General features: G+C 71.2%; 17 protein-coding genes. 13 read left to right on the top strand and 4 right to left on the bottom strand.

Annotated elements, in window-relative coordinates:
* Window positions 1–9: 9 nt before the first annotated feature.
* Window positions 10–792, top strand: coding sequence for a type III pantothenate kinase (locus K1J57_RS06095; protein ID WP_220563497.1), 783 nt, complete (start codon window positions 10–12; stop codon window positions 790–792).
* A 93-nt stretch (window positions 793–885) separates the two neighbouring features.
* On the opposite strand, the gene K1J57_RS06090 is transcribed toward K1J57_RS06095, so the two are convergent.
* Complete coding sequence (locus K1J57_RS06090; RefSeq protein WP_220563496.1) at window positions 886–1,839, bottom strand: cation diffusion facilitator family transporter; 954 nt, start codon at window positions 1,837–1,839, stop codon at window positions 886–888.
* Window positions 1,840–1,992: 153 nt separating this feature from the next.
* Between K1J57_RS06090 and lysX the strand changes: the two genes are divergently transcribed.
* The 7 genes from lysX to K1J57_RS06055 all read left to right on the top strand — a co-directional run bounded on the left by lysX (window position 1,993) and on the right by K1J57_RS06055 (window position 10,705).
* Window positions 1,993–3,501 carry a bifunctional lysylphosphatidylglycerol synthetase/lysine--tRNA ligase LysX gene (lysX, locus tag K1J57_RS06085; protein WP_220563495.1) on the top strand — a complete coding sequence of 503 codons (1,509 nt, stop codon included), beginning with the start codon at window positions 1,993–1,995 and terminating at the stop codon, window positions 3,499–3,501.
* A 673-nt stretch (window positions 3,502–4,174) separates the two neighbouring features.
* Complete coding sequence (locus K1J57_RS06080; protein WP_220563494.1) at window positions 4,175–4,495, top strand: LuxR C-terminal-related transcriptional regulator; 321 nt, start codon at window positions 4,175–4,177, stop codon at window positions 4,493–4,495.
* A 142-nt stretch (window positions 4,496–4,637) separates the two neighbouring features.
* Complete coding sequence (locus tag K1J57_RS06075) at window positions 4,638–5,219, top strand: amino-acid N-acetyltransferase (RefSeq protein ID WP_220563493.1); 582 nt, start codon at window positions 4,638–4,640, stop codon at window positions 5,217–5,219.
* A 468-nt stretch (window positions 5,220–5,687) separates the two neighbouring features.
* Window positions 5,688–5,969, top strand: a complete 282-nt coding sequence (locus K1J57_RS06070; RefSeq protein WP_220563492.1) for a hypothetical protein — start codon at window positions 5,688–5,690, stop codon at window positions 5,967–5,969.
* A 228-nt stretch (window positions 5,970–6,197) separates the two neighbouring features.
* Window positions 6,198–6,539: an Lsr2 family protein gene (locus K1J57_RS06065; protein WP_220563491.1), complete on the top strand. Its 342-nt coding sequence runs from the start codon at window positions 6,198–6,200 to the stop codon at window positions 6,537–6,539.
* Window positions 6,540–7,270: 731 nt separating this feature from the next.
* The gene (locus K1J57_RS06060; protein WP_220563490.1) at window positions 7,271–9,781 is read left to right on the top strand and encodes an ATP-dependent Clp protease ATP-binding subunit; all 2,511 of its coding nucleotides are present in this window, start codon (window positions 7,271–7,273) and stop codon (window positions 9,779–9,781) included.
* 102 nt (window positions 9,782–9,883) lie between these two features.
* Window positions 9,884–10,705 carry a DUF3105 domain-containing protein gene (locus K1J57_RS06055; RefSeq protein WP_338151193.1) on the top strand — a complete coding sequence of 274 codons (822 nt, stop codon included), beginning with the start codon at window positions 9,884–9,886 and terminating at the stop codon, window positions 10,703–10,705.
* A gap of 4 nt (window positions 10,706–10,709) precedes the next feature.
* Here K1J57_RS06055 and K1J57_RS06050 read toward each other — a convergent pair whose 3' ends face one another.
* Window positions 10,710–11,585: an A/G-specific adenine glycosylase gene (locus tag K1J57_RS06050; protein ID WP_220563489.1), complete on the bottom strand. Its 876-nt coding sequence runs from the start codon at window positions 11,583–11,585 to the stop codon at window positions 10,710–10,712.
* A gap of 64 nt (window positions 11,586–11,649) precedes the next feature.
* On the opposite strand from K1J57_RS06050, the gene K1J57_RS06045 reads away from it, so the two are divergent.
* Both K1J57_RS06045 and K1J57_RS06040 read left to right on the top strand, forming a co-directional pair.
* On the top strand, window positions 11,650–12,414 hold the full coding sequence (locus tag K1J57_RS06045) for a hypothetical protein (RefSeq protein ID WP_220563488.1): 765 nt from the start codon (window positions 11,650–11,652) through the stop codon (window positions 12,412–12,414).
* An 88-nt stretch (window positions 12,415–12,502) separates the two neighbouring features.
* Window positions 12,503–12,865 carry an SSI family serine proteinase inhibitor gene (locus K1J57_RS06040; protein ID WP_255646858.1) on the top strand — a complete coding sequence of 121 codons (363 nt, stop codon included), beginning with the start codon at window positions 12,503–12,505 and terminating at the stop codon, window positions 12,863–12,865.
* A gap of 187 nt (window positions 12,866–13,052) precedes the next feature.
* Here the strand turns inward: K1J57_RS06040 and radA are convergent, their stop codons facing one another.
* Window positions 13,053–14,402 carry a DNA repair protein RadA gene (gene radA / locus K1J57_RS06035; protein ID WP_220563486.1) on the bottom strand — a complete coding sequence of 450 codons (1,350 nt, stop codon included), beginning with the start codon at window positions 14,400–14,402 and terminating at the stop codon, window positions 13,053–13,055.
* 250 nt (window positions 14,403–14,652) lie between these two features.
* On the opposite strand from radA, the gene K1J57_RS06030 reads away from it, so the two are divergent.
* Window positions 14,653–15,549, top strand: coding sequence for an SGNH/GDSL hydrolase family protein (locus K1J57_RS06030; RefSeq protein WP_220565360.1), 897 nt, complete (start codon window positions 14,653–14,655; stop codon window positions 15,547–15,549).
* Between the two features lie 277 nt (window positions 15,550–15,826).
* On the top strand, window positions 15,827–16,396 hold the full coding sequence (locus K1J57_RS06025) for a C40 family peptidase (RefSeq protein WP_220563485.1): 570 nt from the start codon (window positions 15,827–15,829) through the stop codon (window positions 16,394–16,396).
* 98 nt (window positions 16,397–16,494) lie between these two features.
* Here K1J57_RS06025 and K1J57_RS06020 read toward each other — a convergent pair whose 3' ends face one another.
* Window positions 16,495–17,112, bottom strand: coding sequence for a class I SAM-dependent methyltransferase (locus K1J57_RS06020; RefSeq protein ID WP_255647125.1), 618 nt, complete (start codon window positions 17,110–17,112; stop codon window positions 16,495–16,497).
* Window positions 17,113–17,292: 180 nt separating this feature from the next.
* Between K1J57_RS06020 and K1J57_RS06015 the strand changes: the two genes are divergently transcribed.
* Window positions 17,293–18,228, top strand: coding sequence for a sugar phosphate isomerase/epimerase (locus K1J57_RS06015; protein WP_220563483.1), 936 nt, complete (start codon window positions 17,293–17,295; stop codon window positions 18,226–18,228).
* Window positions 18,229–18,295: the final 67 nt, after the last annotated feature.

Raw genomic sequence — 18,295 nt, 5'->3', positions numbered from 1 at the left:
TGAGGGTCCATGCTGCTGGCGATCGACGTCGGTAACTCCGAGACGGTCTTCGGTCTCTTCGAGGGGGAGGACCTGCTCGAACACTGGAGAGTGGGGACCGACACCCGGCGCACCGCCGACGAGTGGTCGGTGGTGCTGCGCGGGCTCCTGGAGGGGAGCGCACACGGCGGGGTGGACGACATCGACGGGCTGGCCCTGTGCTGCTCGGTCCCCTCGGTGCAGCACGAGATGCGCGACATGTTCCGCCGCCACTTCGACGGCGTCGCCGCGGTGATCGTCGAGCCGGGCGTCAAGACGGGCGTGCCGATCCGGATGGACAACCCCAAGGAGGTCGGCAGCGACCGCATCATCAACGCGCTGGCCGCCGACCACCTCTACGGCGGCCCGGCCGTGGTGGTCGACTTCGGCACCGCCACGACGTTCGACGCGGTCAGCACCAAGGGCGAGTACGTGGGCGGCGCCATCGCCCCGGGCATCGACATCTCGGTGGACGCCCTGTCCCGGCGCGGCGCCCAGCTGCACATGGTGGAGATCGTGCGGCCCCGCGCCGCGATCGCCAAGAACACCACGGAGGCGCTGCGCTCGGGCATCGTCTTCGGGTTCGCGGGCCAGGTGGACGGGATCGTCGACCGGATGGTCGCCGAGCTCACCGACAACCCCGACGACGTCACGGTCGTGGCCACCGGGGGCCTGGCCTCGACGGTGGTGGGGGAGTGCGAGACGGTCGACGTCCACGAGCCCTGGCTGACCCTCATCGGCCTGCGCCTGGTGTTCGAGCGCAACACGGGCTGAGGAGCCGGCCGGGCGGTCGGAGCCGCGGGCCCGGAAAAGGCGGGCGGCCGACGGCGGCGCTCTCCGGGCGCCGCCGCCGGCCGCAGGCCGGTGTCACACGCGGTCGGCGTCCTCCGCGGAGGCCCCCGCCGCCGCGGCGCGGTCCAGGTCCGGCTCGATGTAGATCATCCGGGCGATCGGCACGGCCGCGCGGATGCGCGCCTCCGCCTCGTTGATCGCCCGTGCGATCCGCGCGGCGTCGTCCTGGGCGTCCACCGCGACCTTGGCCGCCACCAGCAGCTCCTCCGGGCCGACGTGCTGCGTCTTCATGTGGATGAGGCGGTCGACGTCCTCCACGGAGGTGATCGCCCTCTCGATCTCGCGCACGTGCTCGTCGGTGGCGGACTCGCCGATGAGCAGGCTCTTCATCTCGACGGCCAGCACGATGGCGATCGCCACCAGCAGGATGCCGATGGCCGCGGTGCCCAGGCCGTCCCAGATGCCGTTGCCGGTGACCAGGGTCAGACTCACGCCGATCAGCGCGAACACCAGGCCGAGCAGGGCGCCGGCGTCCTCCAGGAGGATGACCGGCAGCTCCGGCGACTTGGCCCGGCGCACGAACTGCACCCAGGTCGCCTTGCCGCGCACCGCGTTCGACTCCTTGATGGCCGTGCGCATGGCGAAGGACTCCAGGATGAGCGCCACCACCAGCACGACGATCGGCACCCACTGCCACCGGGTGATCGGCTCGGGGTGGGAGATCTTGTGCCAGGCCTCGTAGAGCGCGTACAGGCCGCCCACGCTGAACAGGACGATCGCCACGATGAAGGAGTAGATGTAGCGCTCGCGCCCGTAGCCGAACGGGTGCTCCTTGGTGGCGGCGCGCCGGGCGCGCTTGCCGCCCAGGAGCAGCAGCCCCTGGTTGCTGGAGTCCGCGACCGAGTGGATGGACTCGGCGAGCATCGCCGCCGACCCGGTCAGGAGGTAGGCGCCGAACTTCGTCGCGGCGATCCCCATGTTCGCCACGAGGGCCGTGACGACGGCCTTCGTGCTTCCTTCAACGGCCACGGATATCTTCCATCTCTCGAGAAGTGCCTGCCGGTCGGCTGGTCACGGCAGTGTGATCGTAGTGACCGAAGGGACTGATTTCATCCCTGTGGCCGCTTCCGGCACCCTGCGGGAAGGCCGGTCCAGACCTTCCGCGCCGGTAGGATCGCCTCTGTGAACCACACGCACGACGACACCTACGACGACCTGCCCGAACAGATGAGAGTTCGGCGCCAGAAACTGGACCGCCTGCGCGCGGAGGGGATCGACCCCTTCCCCGTGCTCTTCGAGCGCTCCACGTCGATCGGCGCCGTGCGTGACAAACACGCCGACCTGCCGCCGGACACCCGCACCGGGGTGGACGTCGCCATCGCGGGCCGCGTGATGCTGTACCGCACCGGCGGCAAGCTGTGCTTCGCCACCCTGCGCGACGAGACCGGCGACCTCCAGATCATGCTGTCGCTGGACCAGGTCGGCCAGGAGCGCCTGGACGCCTGGAAGGCCGACGTCGACCTGGGCGACCACGTGGGCGTGGAGGGCGAGGTCATCACCTCCCGCCGCGGCGAGCTGTCGATCATGGTGCGCAGCTGGACGCTCACGGCCAAGTGCCTGCGCCCGCTCCCGGAGAAGCACAAGGGCCTCACCGACCCCGAGGCCCGGGTCCGGCAGCGCTACGTCGACCTCATCGTCAACCCCGAGTCCCGCGAGATGGTGCGCCGCCGCTCGGCCGCCATCCGCGCGATCCGGGACGGGCTCACCGCGCGCGACTACATCGAGGTCGAGACCCCGATGCTGATGCGGGTGCACGGCGGTGCCACGGCGCGGCCCTTCACCACCCACATCAACGCCTACGACCTGGACCTCTACCTGCGGATCGCCCCGGAGCTGTCGCTGAAGCGGCTGGTCGTGGGCGGCCTGGAGAAGGTCTTCGAGATCAACCGGAACTTCCGGAACGAGGGCGCGGACTCCACGCACAACCCCGAGTTCACGATGCTGGAGTTCTACCAGGCGTACGCCGACTACAACGTCATGGCGGACGTCACCCGCTCCCTGATCCAGGACGCGGCCCGCGCCGCGTTCGGCACCACGGTGGTCGAGCGCGACGGGGTGGAGTACGACCTGGGCGGGGAGTGGCCGCAGGTCACCCTGTACGGAGCGGTCTCCGGGGCGCTGGGCGCCGAGGTCGACCCGCGCACCCCGGTCGAGGAGGTCCGCCGCCTGGCCGAGGCCAGGGGCGTGGAGTACGACCCGGCCTGGGGCCAGGGCAAGCTGGTCGAGCACGTCTTCGAGGAGCTGGTGGAGCACACGCTCGTCCAGCCCACGTTCGTGCGAGACTTCCCGCTGGAGACGAGCCCGCTCACCCGCCAGCACCGCGAGGACCCGCTGCTCACCGAGAAGTGGGACCTCATCGGCTTCGGCATGGAGCTGGGCACGGGCTACTCGGAGCTGGTCGACCCGGTCGAGCAGCGCCGCCGCCTCACGGAGCAGTCGCTGATGGCCGCCGACGGCGACCCGGAGGCGATGCAGCTCGACGAGGACTTCCTGCGGGCCCTGGAGTACGGCATGCCGCCGACCGGCGGCGTGGGCGTGGGCATCGACCGGCTCCTGATGGCCTTCACCGGCAAGAACATTCGGGAAACTGTCCTTTTCCCCATCGTGAAGCCCGAGGGGAACGACGCCTGATTTCCTTGGCGTCCCATTTGCCGGGCCCTTATCCCGGTAGGCGGATGTCCGAAAGCGGGGGTGGTGGCGCGGTGCCCGGGCACCGCGCCACCACCCCGCCGCCGTTCCCGGCGCAGGTGGCGAACCCGGGGGCCGGAGGCGGACGGCGGGGCCCCGGCGGCGGGCCCGCGGAGGGCGTCGGCGCGGCGAAGATTTTCCCCTGTCGGGGGCCGTCGCCCGGGCCTGTACGGACGGTGACCGTTTCCGCAGGTCAGTGCGGAAAAAGAATTTCCCTTTCCGTGACGGTGCGACGTATTGCTCCGGACTTGTCACTCAGGGTGATTTATCTGGCCTTGACGGTATCTGCTCCTCCGCCTAGCGTGCTGAGAGCGGGCCGAGTCCCGCGTGTTCGCCGAAGTGGATCGAGTAACGCGGAGTGTGTCAGGAGCGCCGGGAGCCCCGGTCCCCCCTCGCGCACTCGCAAGCACCCACCGGTGCGGTCTGTCCGTCCCAGGCCGCAACGCTCCAAGGGTCGTGCGACCCGTGCCCGAACGTCTCCCCCGTCCCTGTGCCAGAGGGTCGGCCGTGAGGAGTTCGCACCACGGGGCCGTGCGTCGGAACCCCTCCCGACGCACTCGCATCTCACCAGGTGACGAGTCGATGTTCCGCACTCACATGGATGAGGGAGGACGGAGTGGAACAGGCCACACTCGTACGACGTACCGTTGAGGACCAGGGCGTGCCGCAGGCACGGGAGCACCGTGAGAACGTGGTCCCCCTGCAGAGCCGCCCGCGCGAAGTCGGCGTCGGTCCGTACGCGCCGGTCGAACTGAGTCACGAAGAGATCGAGCTCCTCGCCGAGATCGCGACCGGTGTCACCACCGAGGTCGCCGCCCGGCACCTGGAGCTCAGCGCCCGTACGCTGCGCCGGCGCATTCGCAACATCTGCGACGTGCTCGGGGTCAACACCCCGATCGAGGCGGTCGTCTGGGCCGCCCGGCGCCAGCTGATCTGACGGACGAACGCACCCTCCTCCCCGGCGCGGCCGGGGACCGACCACGGGCATGCCGGCCCGATGTCCTCGGGGGCCCGCGTTCACCGGCCGCGAGCGAGCCGGTGATCCGCGCGGGACCCCAGGGGCATAGTCTGGACCGGTTATGCCCGTTCGTCATGTACAGGTGCGGCGCGCCCGCACCGGCGATGTCGCGCACATCCGCCGCCTCGTCGACACCTACACCGCTGATCGGCGCGTGCTCTCCAAGAGCACGGTCAACCTCTACGAGGACGTCCAGGAGTTCTGGGTCGCCGAGGCCGAGATCGCCCCCGACGACGCCGGGGGAGGGTCCCCGGCCGGGGAGGCGGAGTTCCGGGTGGTGGGCTGCGGTGCCCTGCACGTCCTCTGGGAGGACCTGGCCGAGGTGCGCACCGTCGCGGTGGACCCGTCCCTGCGCGGTTTCGGCATCGGCCACCGGATCGTCTCCGCCCTTTTGGACACCGCGCGCGCGTTGGGCGTGCGCCGTGTGTTCTGCCTGACGTTCGAGACCGCTTTCTTCGCGCGCCACGGCTTCGCCCCGATCCAGGGGACCCCGGTCTCCTCCCGGGTGTACGAGGAACTCCTGCGCTCCTATGACGAAGGTGTCGCCGAATTCCTCGATCTGGAGCGCGTCAAACCCAACACCCTCGGGAACACCCGGATGCTGGTCCACCTCGGCCCCGGAGTCGAGAACACCGGTGGCTAAAGGTTTTCGTACTCTCTTGGGACCGCGTTCCGGCAATGCCGGAGGCAAACGGACCACGGTCCCGAACCGGCTACCGACCCTCGAACCCGCGATTGGGCACACCGGGTGGTATGGAAGTGGAAGGGGGAAGGTAATGTGTACCTGCGCCCGGTCCGCCGCCGGAAGCGAGTTCGGCGGCGAGTTCGGCGGAGTCCGGTGACGAAGGGTCGTGATTTCTCCGCTTCCGGTGACCCGCCCGGCCCCTTCGACCCCCGGTGCGCCGGCGCACCGAAGCGCACTCCGCATTGACGCCCTCCGGTTTGCCGTACCGGGGCCCGGTACCGCCCCGGTCAAAGCAGGGGATACGGTGTCTATGATGTCCGGTATGCGATTGCCCGCCCCGCCGGGCGCCATCCCCCCAGGAGTGTCCCGACACTGAGTCGGGTATTTGCTGCAATAAGTAACAACCAGGAAGGGTGGACCGGTTCGATGGGTGACTTTTTGTCGTCGGTGCTTCCCCCCGGACTGCTCGACGTATTGTCGGCGCTCATCCCTCCGGTGGTCGTCGCCTTCGTGTTCTGCTACTTCATCCTGAAGGTGCTGCGCCGTGAGATGGCGCCGCGCAGGATGGACGGAAGCCTGGTCGGCAAGGGTGCGCCCGTGACCTCCGGAGCCGTCGGCGAGAACACCCGGGCGGCCGGGGAGACCGGCGCGGCGAACGGGACGGCGAATGTCCGGAGCGCGGAAGGCGAAGAATCCGGCGACCGTTGATACGGTCCTTGACCGATCACATCCCCCGACCGGCCGCCACGGGCCGGTTCCGACGGTGTTTCGTGATGAACACGCGTCCCGCCGCCCACTCCCCGGCCGATCCCTCCCATGGCCGGACGGCGGTGCCGCCGGGTGATTTCCGGCACGTCGCCAATTGTGTTCCCGCGGGCTGCGGGATAGCTTTATATTCAGGTGCGGAGACACCGCTCTTCTGAAAGGTTTGATTCCATGGCACAGAAGGTCCAGGTTTTCCTGGTCGACGACCTCGACGGTGGCGAGGCCGAGGAGACGGTCACGTTCGGTCTGGACGGCTCCGTGTACGAAATCGACCTCAGTGCGAGTAATGCCGCCAAGCTGCGTGAGGCCCTTACTCCGTTCGTCGAGGCGTCTCGCAAGGCTTCGCCGAAGGCGGGCCGCTCGACCGGTCGCCGTGCCGCCAGCCGGAATGCCCCCAGCCGTGAGCGCAGCGCGGAGATTCGCGCCTGGGCGAAGGCCGCGGGCAAGCCCGTCAATGAGCGCGGGCGTATCCCCGCCGCGATCGTCGCCGAATACGAGGCCATCAAGGGCTAGTCCGCCCGACCCCGGGTACGCCGAAATGTTGTCGGTTCTTGATCTGATTCCGACCGGCGCCGCCCGGAGGGGGCCGAGGTCCTCCGAACCCGCCCGACGCGGCCGCGGCCGCGGTGACACGTGGATCCCCGCTGCTGCGGGGATCCGGGCGAAGGGGACACCGGTCCACGGGGCGAACGCCCCGGCGCGGCACGCCCGCGCCGCTCGATCGGCGCCGACGCGTCACGGCCCGCCGCCCACGGGGGCGAGCCGGAGGACGGGACGGCGGTGGGTCCGGATCACCCGCAGGACCACTTCGGACCGATCCCGGTGCCTCTGCAGAGACCACCGGACCGGGATCGCCGATCGCTTTCCCGCAATTTCGCTTCCGGCTGAACAACACGGAGCCTGTTCGCTGAGAGCCGATTATTACGGCCAGTACAAGCAACGACCCGGTCACTCCCGGCATCACGGGAGTACCGGGTCGTTCGCCTTCGGCGTACAGGGAAATCTGACGCCGCAATCGGTAGTTGGATGTTGGGTGAACGCCCTATCGTCGGGGAAAGTCTCTGGCACGGACGGCTTCGGCCGGATCGTGGCGGAGATGTCCGTCCGCTCGGCAGCCGGTCGAACGGTTCGGACGGGTGCGACAGTGCTCCCCGGGGCGGTTATCCCTGTGGGGCCGATATGCGGAAGAGTCGGGTCGGTGGGAACCGACCCTGCCTGACCGCTCTGTAGAGGAGCGACGAGACATGTTCGAGAGGTTTACCGACCGCGCGAGGCGAGTGGTTGTTCTGGCCCAGGAAGAGGCCAGGATGCTCAACCACAACTACATCGGTACGGAGCACATCCTGCTCGGCCTCATCCACGAGGGTGAGGGCGTCGCCGCCAAGGCTCTGGAAAGTCTCGGTATCAGCCTCGAAGCGGTTCGGCAGCAGGTCGAGGAGATCATCGGCCAGGGCCAGCAGGCGCCGTCGGGGCACATCCCCTTCACGCCGCGGGCCAAGAAGGTCCTGGAGCTGTCCCTGCGGGAGGCGCTCCAGCTCGGCCACAACTACATCGGGACCGAGCACATCCTGCTCGGCCTCATCCGTGAGGGCGAGGGCGTCGCCGCCCAGGTCCTCGTCAAGCTCGGCGCCGACCTCAACCGGGTCCGCCAGCAGGTCATCCAGCTGCTCCACGGCTACCAGGGCAAGGAGCCGCAGGCGACCACGGGCTCCTCGGAGTCCACCCCCTCCACCTCCCTGGTGCTCGACCAGTTCGGCCGCAACCTGACCCAGGCCGCCCGGGAGAGCAAGCTCGACCCGGTCATCGGCCGGGACAAGGAGATCGAGCGGGTCATGCAGGTCCTGTCCCGCAGGACCAAGAACAACCCGGTCCTCATCGGTGAGCCCGGCGTCGGCAAGACGGCGGTCGTCGAGGGCCTGGCCCAGAAGATCGTCAAGGGGGAGATCCCCGAGACGCTCAAGGACAAGCAGCTCTACACGCTGGACCTGGGCGCGCTGGTCGCGGGCAGCCGCTACCGGGGCGACTTCGAGGAGCGCCTCAAGAAGGTGCTCAAGGAGATCCGCACCCGCGGCGACATCATCCTGTTCATCGACGAGCTGCACACGCTGGTCGGCGCGGGCGCGGCGGAGGGCGCCATAGACGCCGCCTCCATCCTCAAGCCCATGCTGGCCCGCGGCGAGCTGCAGACAATCGGCGCGACCACGCTGGACGAGTACCGCAAGTACCTGGAGAAGGACGCCGCGCTCGAGCGCCGCTTCCAGCCCATCCAGGTGGACGAGCCGACCATCACGCACGCCATCGAGATCCTCAAGGGCCTGCGCGACCGGTACGAGGCCCACCACCGGGTCTCCATCACCGACAGCGCCCTGGTGGCCGCGGCCAACCTCGCCGACCGCTACATCAGCGACCGGTTCCTGCCGGACAAGGCGATCGACCTCATCGACGAGGCCGGCTCGCGCATGCGCATCCGCCGCATGACCGCGCCGCCGGACCTGCGCGAGTTCGACGAGAAGATCGCCGGCGTCCGCCGGGACAAGGAGTCCGCGATCGACGCGCAGGACTTCGAGAAGGCCGCCTCGCTGCGCGACGACGAGAAGCAGCTGCTGGCCAAGAAGGCGCAGCGGGAGAAGGAGTGGAAGGCCGGCGACATGGACGTCGTGGCCGAGGTCGACGAGGAGCTCATCGCCGAGGTCCTGGCCGCCTCCACCGGCATCCCGGTCTTCAAGCTCACCGAGGAGGAGAGCTCCCGGCTGCTGCGCATGGAGGACGAGCTGCACCGCCGCGTCATCGGCCAGGAGGACGCCATCAAGGCGCTCTCCCAGGCGATCCGGCGCACGCGTGCGGGTCTGAAGGACCCCAAGCGCCCCGGCGGTTCGTTCATCTTCGCCGGCCCGTCCGGTGTCGGTAAGACCGAGCTGTCCAAGACCCTGGCCGAGTTCCTGTTCGGGGACGAGGACGCGCTGATCCAGCTGGACATGTCCGAGTTCATGGAGAAGCACACGGTCTCGCGGCTGTTCGGCTCCCCGCCCGGGTACGTCGGCTACGAGGAGGGCGGCCAGCTCACCGAGAAGGTGCGCCGCAAGCCGTTCTCCGTGGTCCTGTTCGACGAGATCGAGAAGGCCCACAACGACATCTTCAACTCGCTCCTCCAGGTGCTGGAGGAGGGCCGTCTCACCGACGCCCAGGGTCGCAACGTCGACTTCAAGAACACGGTCATCATCATGACGACCAACCTGGGCACCCGGGACATCTCCAAGGGCGTGGCCATGGGCTTCGCCAAGGAGGACGACGCCCAGACCAACTACGAGCGGATGAAGGCCAAGGTCGGCGAGGAGCTCAAGCAGAACTTCCGGCCGGAGTTCCTCAACCGTGTGGACGACATCATCGTCTTCCACCAGCTGACCGAGAGCGAGATCTTCCAGATCGTGGATCTGATGATCTCCAGCCTCGACAACCGCCTCAAGGAGCGGGACATGGGCATCGAGCTCCGTCCCGCGGCCAAGAAGCTGCTGTCGGAGCGGGGCTTCGACCCGGTCCTGGGCGCCCGGCCGCTGCGCCGGACGATCCAGCGGGAGATCGAGGACCAGCTCTCGGAGAAGATCCTGTTCGGCGACCTCAAGGCGGGCCAGATCGTCGTGATCGACGCCGAGGGGGAGGGCACCGACGCCAAGCTCACCTTCAAGGGTGTGCCCAAGCCGGCCGCCGTCCCGGACACCCCCGAGGTCGAGGAGTCGGCCGCGGGCAAGGCCGAGTAACGGACCCGGCACAACGCACTCCGTCAGCGGGGGCGCCCTCGGGCGCCCCCGCCGTCGTTCCCGGGCCCGGGGCCGGCGCGGGGGACCGGTTAGGGTGCGAGGGTGACTCAGCCGCATGATCCCCACCACGACCCCCGACAGCAGGGCCCGCAGCAGCCGTCCCCGCAGCAGCCGCACCAGGGACACGGCCCGCCGCAGGCGGGCCCGCCCCCCGGTTACGGTCCGCAGCCGGGCTACGGGCCGCCGCAACCATCGCAGCCGGGCTACGGCCCGCAGCCCGGCCACGCGGGCGGGCCTCCCGGCGGGTACCCGCCGCCGCCGAAGAAGTCCTCGGCCGGGCTCGTCATCGGCATCGTCGCCGGCGCCCTGGTCCTGGTGCTGCTCGTCGCGGGCGGCGGGCTGTGGTTCTACGTCTCGTCCCGGGGCGGGTCCGGCGGTGAGGTGACCACCTTCGAGAACCTGTCGGCCGACCACGTCGAGCCCGGAGAGACCGTCTCCTACGACATGTTCCCGCCGGCGGGCGGCCCCCACTACCCGACCTGGCAGAACTGCGGCGTGTACACCGAGCCGCTGCGCGTGGAGCTGGCCGTGCACTCGCTGGAGCACGGCGCGGTGTGGATCACCTACGACCCCTCCATGGCCCCGGACGACGTCGCGGTCCTGGAGTCGCTGTACACCTCCGGCGACTACCTGGTGATCAGCCCGATGGAGGGCCTGCCGTCCCCGGTGGTGGCCTCCGCCTGGGGCTCGCAGCTCACCCTGGACGACCCCGCCGACCCGGCGCTCACCGACTACCTGCGCGAGTACGTCCAGGGACCGGCCACCCCCGAGCCCGGTGCCCCGTGCAGCGGCGGGATCTCCGAGAGCGAGGCCGAGGTCGAGCTGCTCATCGAGGACGGGACCATCGCCACGATGGGCGCCTGAGGACTCAGGAGGGCAGCGCGTAGCGGCCGTCCTCCAGCGGGTCCACGAGGCCGTCGACGACCAGGGCGTCCAGGGCGCGCTCGCGCTGGACGCGGTCGTCCCAGACGGCGTCCAGCGCCTCCTTGGGCACCGGCACGGCCGAGTCGCGCAGCACCGCCAGGAGGCGGCCGCGGACCTGGCGGTCGGTGCCCGCGTAGGTCTGGCCGCGCCGGGGCGGTCCGCTGTGGGCGGGCCGCCCCGCCGCCGTCCAGGCGCACTGGTTCGCGATGGGGCAGTCGACGCACTTGGGCGAACGGGCGGTGCACACCAGTGCGCCGAGCTCCATCACGGCCACGCCCCAGCGGGCGGCCACGGACGGCTCGGGCGGCAGCAGCGACTCGGCGAGGGTCACCTCGCTCTTGGTCTGGGTTTTCGGCGGGTACTCGATGCCTGTTTCGGCCCGGGCCAGGACCCGGCGCACGTTGGTGTCCAGAATGGCGTGCCGCTGGCCGAAAGCGAAGCTCGCCACGGCCGCCGCCGTGTACGCGCCGATGCCCGGCAGCGCCAGCAGGGTGGCGTGGTCGTCGGGCACCACCCCGTCGTGCTCCTCGGTGATGACCGTCGCGCAGGCGTGCAGGCGCAGCGCCCGGCGCGGGTAGCCGAGCCGGTCCCACATGCGGACCGCCTCACCCGGTGAGTCTTTCGCCAGGTCGGAGGGGGTGGGCCAGCGCTCCATCCAGGCCCGCCAGGCGGGCAGCACCCGCACGACCGGGGTCTGCTGGAGCATGATCTCGCTGACCAGGATCGACCAGGGGGAGGCCCCCGGCTCCCGCCAGGGGAGATCGCGGGCGTTGGCCTCGTACCAGGCCAGAACGGCGGTGCTGTAAGGGTTATCGCTCATCTTTAAACCGGGGATCGGCGGGTTGAGTAGGTGGCGCGCCCGCAAAACCGCAATACTACGGGCCATGGCGTCAAGTACCGGACATCCCGTCAGTCCCGAGACCTACTGGAAGCGGCGCGCCCTCGTGCTGGCCGGGGTCATGTTGGTGCTCACCCTCATCGTCTTCGCGTGCCGCCCGGGCGGCGGGGACGAGGGGGAGACGACCCGGTCCGAAGCGGGTATGGGCGATGACGCCTCCCCCAGTGTCGCACCGGAGGACCCCTCCGCGTCACCGGAACCGTCGGAGGACCCCTCGGAGGCCGACGCCTCTCCGAGCGAGGACCCGTCCGCCTCCGACGACCCCTCCGACGCCGAGGAGTCCGAGGGCGAGGACGGCGGCGGCGAGGAGGGGGCCGGCGGCGCGGCGGCCGCGCCGGAGAAGCCGGAGGACCTGTGCCGTCCCCAGGACGTGGTGGTCAGCTTCGATTTCGCGGAGGCCGACAAGGAGGTCTACGGGGCCGGCCAGAACCCGGCCTTCCGGGTCACCGTGGTGAACACCGCCGAGCAGACCTGCACCGTCGACGTGGGGCGCGAGGCCCTGGAGCTGCGCATCCACTCCGGTGACGACCGCATCTTCTCCACCGCCGACTGCGTCGAGGGCGAGGCCCGCGAGGACCGCCAGCTGAGCCGGGGCGTGCCGCACGAGTTCACGATCACCTGGGAGCGGATGCGCTCCTTCACCGACTGCCGCGAGGGCACGTCCCAGGCCCGGCCCGGCTGGTACCGCGCCAACCTGCACGGGGACTACGCGGGCTCGACCGAGCAGGTGGTGTTCCAGCTGAAGGCCTGAGCCGGACCCGGCGAATGCGAACACGGACGGCACTCATGCGACTACGATGAGTGCCGTCCGTGTTCCTCCATCCGGGAGCCAGCCCACCGTGAAACGCCTCGCCGCCTGCGGCCTCGCCCTGTTCGCCGCCCTCGCCCTCACCCCCGGGGCGGCCTCGGCCGACCGCCACTCCGACCGGTACGTCCTCACCGTCACCGACGAGGGCACCGGCCAGCGCTCCGTCACCACCTTGCACTGCGACCCCGCCGGCGGCGCCCACCCCGAGGCGGAGGCGGCCTGCGCCGCCATCGCCGGGGCCGGGTCGATCGAGGCCGTCGCCCCCGCCGAGGGCTTCTGCACCATGGAGTACCGCCCGGTCACCGCCACCGCCCGCGGGCACGAGGAGTTCGAGCAGACCTTCGGCAACCCCTGCGTCCTGCGCACCGCCAAGGGCGCGGTCTTCGCCTTCTAGGCCGTGCTCTTGTGAACCTCCGCTGCGCGTCGGCCCGCCCGTCGGGCGGCGGAAGGTCCTCGACGGACGGCCTGCGGCCGCAGACCTTCCTGGAGGGCGTCCCCTTTGGGCCTCCGGAACCCCGCCGGGCGCCTCACGAATCCCGGCGGCGCAGGGGAGGCCTCAAGAAACAGGCTCCAGCCCCGGGTCAGCGCCGCCTGGCCACGCGCATCAGGGCCTCGCTGAGCTCCTCCACCTCGTGGACGCGGATGCCGGGGACCGGGTCGCCGAAGTGCTTGGGCACGATCGCCTCGGTGAAGCCCAGGCGCTGCGCCTCGGCCACCCGGCGGCGGGCGCCGGTGACCGTGCGCACGTCCCCGGCCAGGCCGACCTCGCCGACCACCACCAGGCCGCGCGGCAGGGCGACGTCGTTGTGCGAGCTGCCCGCGGCCATCGCCAGCGCGAGGTCGATCGCGGGCTCGGTCAGGCGCACGCCGCCCACCGTGGAGGCGTACACGTCGAGGCTGGCGAGCTTCATCCCGGTCCGCTTCTCCAGCACCGCCAGGATCATGTTCACCCGTGAGGTGTCCAGGCCCGAGGTGGCCCGGCGGGGCGCCGGCAGCGGGGTGGGCGCCACCAGGGCCTGGACCTCGGCGATGATCGGCCGCCGCCCCTCCAGGGCCACGGTGATGCAGGTGCCCGGGACCGGGTCGGTGCGCTCGGTGAGGAACAGGCCGCTGGGGTCGGCCAGCCCCACGATGCCGGTCTCGGTCAGCTCGAAGCAGCCGATCTCGTCGGTGGGGCCGTAGCGGTTCTTGACCGCGCGCAGCAGGCGCAGCTGGGAGTGGCGCTCGCCCTCGAAGTGGAGCACCACGTCCACCAGGTGCTCCAGCAGGCGCGGGCCGGCGATGGAGCCGTCCTTGGTCACGTGTCCGACCAGGACCGTGGCGATCCCGCGCTCCTTGGCGAGCTGGATGAGCGCGCCGGTCACCTGCCGCACCTGGGTCACGCCGCCCGGGACGCCGGTGGTGTCGGGGGACATCATGGTCTGCACCGAGTCGACGATGAGCAGGCCCGGCGCCACCGCGTCCACGTGCGAGGCCACGGTGGCGATGGAGGTCTCCGCCGCCAGGTACAGCTTGTCCGACAGCGCCCCCAGGCGCTCGGCGCGCAGGCGGACCTGCCCGGCCGACTCCTCGCCGGTCACGTACAGGACGGGCCCGGCCTGGGCGCGCTTGGCGGCCACCTCGAGCAGCAGGGTGGACTTGCCGACACCGGGCTCGCCGGCGAGCAGGACCACGCCGCCCGGGACGGCGCCGCCGCCCAGCACCCGGTCGAGCTCGTCGATGCCGGTGGGCACGGCCTCGGCGCTCTCCACGCTGATCTCGGTGATGGGACGCGCCCGGGAGGTCACCGCGGCGGGGGCGACCGCCATGGGCGCCGGGGCCCCGGCCTCCTCGACCGTGCCCCACGCCTGGCACTCCCCGCAGCGGCCCACCCATTTGAGGGTGGTCCAGCCGCACTCGGCGCACCGGAACATCGTCTTCGCTTTGGCCATGTCCGACACGCTAACGCCTGCCGGGGACGCTCCGTCCGCCCCGGACCTCCCCTGTGGACGGGCCGCGGCCGCGGCGCCCGTCCGGGCCGCCCGCGGGGGTCGCCGGACGCGGTGCGCCACAAGAAAGTTACCTACGGGTTAGGACACTTTCCGTGAAGGTCGTGTTACAGAATTCCTAGGGTCCGGAACCTCCGACAACCCCCCGCTCCCTGGAGAGGAGACCCGCGTGCCCCGCACCGACACGCCGTCCATGTCCCCCGAAGCCCCCTTCGCCCCCGAACCGCCCGTGAAGCCGCGACGCTCCCGCAAGGTCGCACTCGTCGCGGCCGCGGCCCTGGGCCTGTCCCTGGCGGCCGCCCCCGCGGCCGCCGAGGAGGCGGCCTTCCAGCACTACGTGGCCCTGGGCGACTCGTTCACCGCCGGCCCGCTGATCCCGCCGTACGCGCCCGGCTCCGACCCCCGCTGCCTGCGCTCCTCGGCCAACTACGCCCAGCTCACCGCCGACCGGCTGGGCGTGGCCGAGTTCACCGACGTCAGCTGCTCGGGGGCGGTCACCGCCGACTTCTCCGAGTCCCAGTTCACGGGGGTCGCCCCGCAGTACGACGCCCTCACCCCCGACACCGACCTGGTGACCGTGGGGATCGGCGGCAACGACTTCGGCTTCGTGGACGTGCTCACCACCTGCGCCAAGCGCAGCCTGGAGAACCCGCTGGGCAACCCCTGCGAGCGCCACTACGGCGACGAACTCGACCGGCGGGTGGACGACCTGCGCGACGAGATCTCCGGTGTGTACGAGGAGATCGCCGTCCGCAGCCCCGGCGCGACCGTGCTCGCGGTCGGGTACCTCCAGATCCTCCCCGAGAGCAACGGCTGCTGGCCGCGGGAGCCGATCGCCCGCGGCGACGTGGCCTACCTGGACGGGGTGCAGACCGCGCTCAACACGATGATCGCCGAGGAGGCCGCCGCCCACGGCGCGGTCTTCGTCGACGTCCTGGAGCGCGGCCACGACATCTGCTCCCCGGGCTCCGAGCGCTGGGTGGAGGGGATCATCCCGGAGAACTCCGCGGCCCCGGTGCACCCCAACGCCGAGGGCATGGCCGCCGTCGCCGACCGCGTCGCCGCCGCGCTGGGCGCCCCGGTCGCCTGACGGGCACCGCCCGGCGCGCTTCGCCACTGTGGGTGACGGGACCCCGCCGGAGGTGGTCGGGGGAGGCGCGCCGGGTGAGGGGCGGTTGGCCATGGCCTGACCCGGTTTCAGCGCCCTCCGTCAAGGATGCTTTACCTTTTTTGGAGACCGATTAGACTACGGAGAGTGATTTCTCGTGGTGTCTGTGTGACGAATGAAATGCGCGTCGTGACCGACCCATCCGCGTCGCAGGGGCGCGGACGCCACGGCGAACCGACATTCGGCATGTGGAGGACCAGTGCGAATACCGCGACACCACGAGCAAACGCAGGCCTGTCGTCCCGCGGACCCGGGGCGGCAGGCCTCGCACTCCCGGCGGCCCCGGACCGGGGCGCGTGCGCTCTCCGCGGCCCTCCTCGCCGCCGCGCTGGCGTTCGGCGCCGCACCCGGGCTCGCACAGGCGGCCCCCGCCGCCCCGGCGGGCGGGGGAGAGCGCGTCCACCAGCTCTCCTCCGCCACCGCGGAGAGGGCGATCGAGGCCGCCGAGTCCCAGAAGGGGACCCCCTACGCCTGGGGCGGGAGCAAGCCCGGCGGCTTCGACTGCTCCGGGCTCGTCCAGTGGTCGTTCAAGCAGGCCGGGGTGAACCTGCCCCGCATCGCCCAGGACCAGGTGGACCACGGCACCCGGGTGAGCTACTCCAACGCGAGGAGGGGCGACCTCCTGTACTGGACCGACAGCGGCGGCTACGCCTACCACGTCGCCATCTACCTCGGCAACGGCCGGATGATCGACGCGCCCCGAACGGGCGACGAGGTCCGCGAGCGGGACGTCACCCGCTACAACCTCGCCGGAGCCGTGCGGCTGTGACGCCGCCCCCGCAGGCCGCGCGCAGGGCGCCGACGGCCGCGGGCACACGCTCTCCCGGGGGGTGACCCCGGCGGCCCGCACCCCTGGACCCGGTGCACTCAGTACCTCCGCCACCAGAGATTGACCGCGTAGTCCACCGCGGTCCCCGGATGCGCCGCGATGATCTCCGCGGCCAGGGCCGGAGGGAACTCGATCCCCACCACCGCCTCGAAGGCGCGGCGGTCGGTGAAGTCCCATCGCATCGTCAGGGCCTCGCGCCCGAACCCGTGGGAGGACCAGAACCGTTCTACGGCGGCCGGGTCGTACGACGGCAGCGACCGCCGGAACCAGCCGCCGAACGTGGAGCGGGTCGCGTCGTTGTCGATCACGAACGCGACCCCGCCGCGTCGCATCACCCGGTCGAGCTCGGCCAGGCCGGGCTCGCAGCCGGGACCGAAGAAGTAGGCCCAGCGGGCGTGCGCGACCTCGACGACGGAGTCGGGGACGGGCAGCCGCTGGGCCACACCGTTCAGGACCTCGACGCCGTCCAGTCCCGCCACCCGCTTGCGGGCCCGCGCCGCCAGCGCGGGATGGGGCTCCACCCCGGTCACCCGGGCCGCGCTCCGCGCGAACCGGGGCAGGTGGAACCCGGTGCCGCACCCGATGTCCAGCACCCGGGCGCCCGCCATCGGGCGGATGCGCTCCATCGCCGCCTCGATGACCCCGTCCGGGTCCACGGCGAGGTTCTCCAGCTCGTAGACGTCGGGGTGGCGCCAGATGTTCGGGCTCGGGACGGCCTCTGCGGGGATCATGACCGAAGAGCCTACGCGCAGCGCCCCGCGGGGCGCGGACCGGCGGCACGCCACGTTCACACGGCGGCTACGCACGGGGCGGGCCGGAGCGCATACCCTGTCCACGTGAGCGCTATCCAGGTACCAGACGCGCCCGTCGTCCTCTCGACGGCGTCGGTCTACCCTGAGAAGACCCCGGCCGCCTTCGAGATCGCCGCGAAACTGGGGTACGACGGCATCGAGGTGCTCGTCTCCTCCGACCCCGCCAGCCAGGACATCGACCTGCTGCGGCGCCTCTCCGACTACCACCAGATCCCGGTCACCGCAGTCCACTCCCCGTGCCTCGTCCTCACCCAGCGGGTGTGGGGGCGCGAACCCTGGGGCAAGCTCGTCCGCTCCAAGGAGATGGCCGAGGCGCTGGGCGCCAAGACCATCGTGGTCCACCCCGCCTTCCGCTGGCAGCGCGACTACGCCCGCGAGTTCGAGGTGGGCGTCGCCCGCATGCAGGAGGAGACCGACGTCGTCTTCGCCGTCGAGAACATGTACCCGGTGCGCGTGCGCGACCGCGAGGTCGTGCCCTACGCCCCGAGCTGGAACCCCCTCGACCGCGACTACGCCGACGTCACCCTGGACATGTCGCACACCGCGATGTCGGGCTCCGACGCCATGGACATGGCCAAGCGGCTGGGCGACCGGCTCTCCCACATCCACGTCGCCGACGGCTTCGGCGGGCAGAACCTCGACGAGCACCTCATCCCGGGCCGCGGCCGCCAGCCGGTCGCCGAGGTCCTGGAGTACCTGGCCGCGGGCGGGTTCGAGGGGCAGCTGGTGCTGGAGGTGAGCACCCGCAAGGCGCCCGACCGCCAGGCCCGGCTGCGGGAGCTGGCCGAGGCGCTGGCCTTCACACGGCTGCACTTCGCCCGGCCCGCCGAGCCCGCGGGGGCGCCGGGGCCCCGCGACCGGCGCGAGCGGATCGCCCTGCTGCGGCGCCGTCCGCCTGCCCCGCCCCGGCTGTTCGAGGTGGACTCCTCGGGGACGGTCGAGAGCGGCGACGGGGACTGACCCGGCCCCCGTACCACTGGGTGGGACGCGGTGTCCGCTCCGGTTCCCCGGGGCGGCTAGCGTTGGA

Source organism: Nocardiopsis sp. MT53, from assembly GCF_019598965.1.
GTDB lineage: Bacteria > Actinomycetota > Actinomycetes > Streptosporangiales > Streptosporangiaceae > Nocardiopsis > Nocardiopsis changdeensis.
This window is presented reverse-complemented; position numbering and strand designations above follow the sequence as displayed.

Excerpts from the sequence above, each read along its gene's own strand:
- K1J57_RS06095 (WP_220563497.1), top strand. The coding sequence starts at position 10 with ATGCTGCTGGCGATCGACGTCGGTAACTCCGAGACGGTCTTCGGTCTC.
- K1J57_RS06075 (WP_220563493.1), top strand. The coding sequence starts at position 4,638 with ATGCCCGTTCGTCATGTACAGGTGCGGCGCGCCCGCACCGGCGATGTC.
- K1J57_RS06070 (WP_220563492.1), top strand. The coding sequence starts at position 5,688 with ATGGGTGACTTTTTGTCGTCGGTGCTTCCCCCCGGACTGCTCGACGTA.
- K1J57_RS06065 (WP_220563491.1), top strand. The coding sequence starts at position 6,198 with ATGGCACAGAAGGTCCAGGTTTTCCTGGTCGACGACCTCGACGGTGGC.
- K1J57_RS06060 (WP_220563490.1), top strand. The coding sequence starts at position 7,271 with ATGTTCGAGAGGTTTACCGACCGCGCGAGGCGAGTGGTTGTTCTGGCC.
- K1J57_RS06050 (WP_220563489.1), bottom strand. The coding sequence starts at position 11,585 with ATGAGCGATAACCCTTACAGCACCGCCGTTCTGGCCTGGTACGAGGCC.
- K1J57_RS06045 (WP_220563488.1), top strand. The coding sequence starts at position 11,650 with ATGGCGTCAAGTACCGGACATCCCGTCAGTCCCGAGACCTACTGGAAG.
- radA (WP_220563486.1), bottom strand. The coding sequence starts at position 14,402 with ATGGCCAAAGCGAAGACGATGTTCCGGTGCGCCGAGTGCGGCTGGACC.
- K1J57_RS06030 (WP_220565360.1), top strand. The coding sequence starts at position 14,653 with ATGTCCCCCGAAGCCCCCTTCGCCCCCGAACCGCCCGTGAAGCCGCGA.